Genomic DNA, 2,571 nt, shown 5'->3' on the forward strand with positions numbered 1-2,571 from the left:
GGATGCCGTCGAACTTGTCCTTGCGCTTCATCAGCCCTTCGATGATGCGGATCAGGTCGCCGCGCACGGTGCAGCAGATGCAGCCGTTGTTCATCTCGAACACTTCCTCGTCGGCGTTCACCACGAGGTCGTTGTCGACGCCCAGCTCGCCGAATTCGTTCACGATGACGGCGTATTTCTTGCCGTGCTGCTCGCTCAGGATGCGATTGAGAAGGGTGGTCTTGCCTGCGCCGAGATAGCCGGTGAGCACGGTGACGGGAACTTGTGCCGATGTCTGGGAAGTGGCCATGGAAATGTCCCTGAAATTGGCCCCTGAGATAGGGCTGGCGTTCGGCCGAGTCTAGGGCCGCTCGTCGCGGATTCGCTCGGGGCGGGTCGCCGACCTGGCCCATCCCGTGGCGGACGAGGAACTTGCGCAGCGCACGAGCCGCCAGGCGGGACCATTCCCGCGTCTCGATGGGTTCGGCACGGTGGGCGACCGGGGAGATCGCGATCGGTTGCCGGCCCGGCTTTGTTGACACGGCCGATTCGCGTCCCCTAAACGTCCGATAGCAAGGCGCACCGGAAAATCGCGCCGAAGATGTTTTGGGGAACCGATGTTTGCACGCAGTCTTCTGTTCGTGGTCCTGGCCCTGTTCGTGGCGGGTTGCGAAACCTACTCGGCGCCGCGCTACGGAATGTCGGCCGACAACATCGTGGCGCTGAAGAGCCTGGCACCGAACCGGATCGCGGTCGGCGCCTTCACTGAAGCACAGCAGTTCAGCGATGGCTGTCGCGCCGCCGGCCCGATCACGGCAGCCGACGGCATGGGCTTCGCGGCCTACATCCGCAAGGCGTTCGTCGACGAGTTGAAGATCGCCGGCGTCTACGCCGACAGCGGGACCGTTACCCTGACCGGCGCCGTCGACAAGCTCGCCTTCTCCTCGACGGTCGCCTATTGGGACATCTGGCTCACGGTCCGGTCGTCGAACGGCAGGTCGATCAGCGTCCAGGAGCACTACGTGTTCGATGGCGCGTTCGCCGCGGTGACTGCCTGCAAGCGCGTCGCCGATGCCTATTTCCCGGCCGTTCAGAACACGCTGCAAAAGCTGATCGCATCGCCGGATTTCGGCAGTCTTGTGACGCCCAACTGACCTAGGGCCGCTCGCCCCGGAGCAGCTTGGGCAGGTCGCCGACCAGGCCCATGGCGTGGCGGACAAAGAACTTGCGCAGCGCCGGCACGCGGTTGACGGCGGCGAGGCCCGCGTCGCGCATCAGGCGGAGCGGCGCGATGTCGTTGGAGAACAGCCGGGTCAGCAGGTCGGTGGCGGCGACCATGGTGAGGTTGTCCGCCCGGCGCCATTGCGCATAGCGCTCCAGCGTGTCGGCCGCCCCGACATCGAGGCCGAGTCGCTTGGCGTCGACCATCACCTCGACCAGGGCCGCGATGTCGCGCACGCCGAGATTGTAGCCCTGGCCCGCGATGGGGTGGATGCCGTGCGCGGCATCGCCCACCAGCACCAGACGCGTGTCGATGTAGCGCTCGGCATGGACGAGGCGCAGCGGATAGGACCAGCGCGGTCCCACCGCCACGACCGGCCCGAGATGATCGCCGAACCGCCGCGCGAACTCCGCCTGGAAGCGCGGTTCGTCGAGTTCGAGCAGACGTGGCGCGAGATCCGACCGTTCGGTCCACACGATCGACGAGCGATGCTCGCCCGCGGGGCCGTCCGTCATCGGCAGGATGGCGAAGGGGCCGGCGGGCAGGAACCTTTCCTGGGCGATGCCACGATGCGGCTCGGCATGGTGGGCCACCAGGACGATCGCGATCTGGTTGTAGGACCAGTTGCGCGCGCCGATTCCCGCCTCCTCCCGCATCGAGCCGAGCCGGCCCTCGGCCGAGGCGATCAGCCGGGTGGCGATGCGCCGGCCGCTCGTCAGCACCAGGCCTGCCCGATCCGGACTGCGTTCGGTCTCGACCACCTCGTCGGGCGAGACGAGCTCCACCTTGGGGCAGGCGGCGAGCCGGCGCAGCAGGGCGGCGCGAAGGAAGCGGTTCTCGACGATCCAGCCCATCGGCTCGGCGTTCTCACCGTCCTCGGCGGCCTCGCGATGGTCGAAGTGGAGGAAGAGCGGGCTCGCGCGTCCGTCATGGCCGGCATCGGAGATCCGGATGTCGCGGATCGGCTCGGCTTCGGAGGCCACATCGTCCCAGACGCCGAGTGCCGCGAACAGGCGCTGGCTGGTGAAGGAGATGGCGGTGGTGCGGCCGTCGAAGCTTGGCTGCGCCAGCGTGGTGAGCGGAACGCGGTCGATGAGGGCTGTCGAAAGACCGGCTTCGCCGGCCGCCAGGGCGAGGAGGCTGCCATTGAGGCCCGCGCCCACGATGGCGAGGTCGAAGCGGGCGGCGGGGTCGAAGGGAGTGTTGCCGGAAGGACGACTATCCATCGACCATAGATGGCAGCCGCCCCGAAGGGCGGCAACCCTCTATGGTCAATGCGACGCGGCCCCGGCTGGGGCCGTGCCGGATAGCGGGCTCAGAACGCCTTTGCGATGCCGAGGATGACGCGGCTGGCGCAGTTCTGGGTTCCG

General features: G+C 67.6%; 3 protein-coding genes. 1 reads left to right on the forward strand and 2 read right to left on the reverse strand.

Annotated features, from left to right (window positions below):
• On the reverse strand, positions 1–295 hold a 295-nt coding region (locus tag Q0Q48_RS28635), incomplete at its 3' end, for a GTP-binding protein (RefSeq protein WP_295145884.1).
• Positions 296–596: 301 nt separating this feature from the next.
• On the opposite strand from Q0Q48_RS28635, the gene Q0Q48_RS28640 reads away from it, so the two are divergent.
• Positions 597–1,133, forward strand: a complete 537-nt coding sequence (locus Q0Q48_RS28640) for a hypothetical protein (protein ID WP_295145882.1) — start codon at positions 597–599, stop codon at positions 1,131–1,133.
• 1 nt (position 1,134) lies between these two features.
• Here Q0Q48_RS28640 and Q0Q48_RS28645 read toward each other — a convergent pair whose 3' ends face one another.
• Positions 1,135–2,427 (reverse strand): UbiH/UbiF/VisC/COQ6 family ubiquinone biosynthesis hydroxylase, encoded by a 1,293-nt coding sequence (locus Q0Q48_RS28645; RefSeq protein ID WP_295145883.1) that lies wholly within the window; start codon positions 2,425–2,427, stop codon positions 1,135–1,137.
• Positions 2,428–2,571 lie beyond the last annotated feature (144 nt).

Source organism: uncultured Reyranella sp., assembly GCF_945957355.1.
Classification (GTDB): domain Bacteria; phylum Pseudomonadota; class Alphaproteobacteria; order Reyranellales; family Reyranellaceae; genus Reyranella.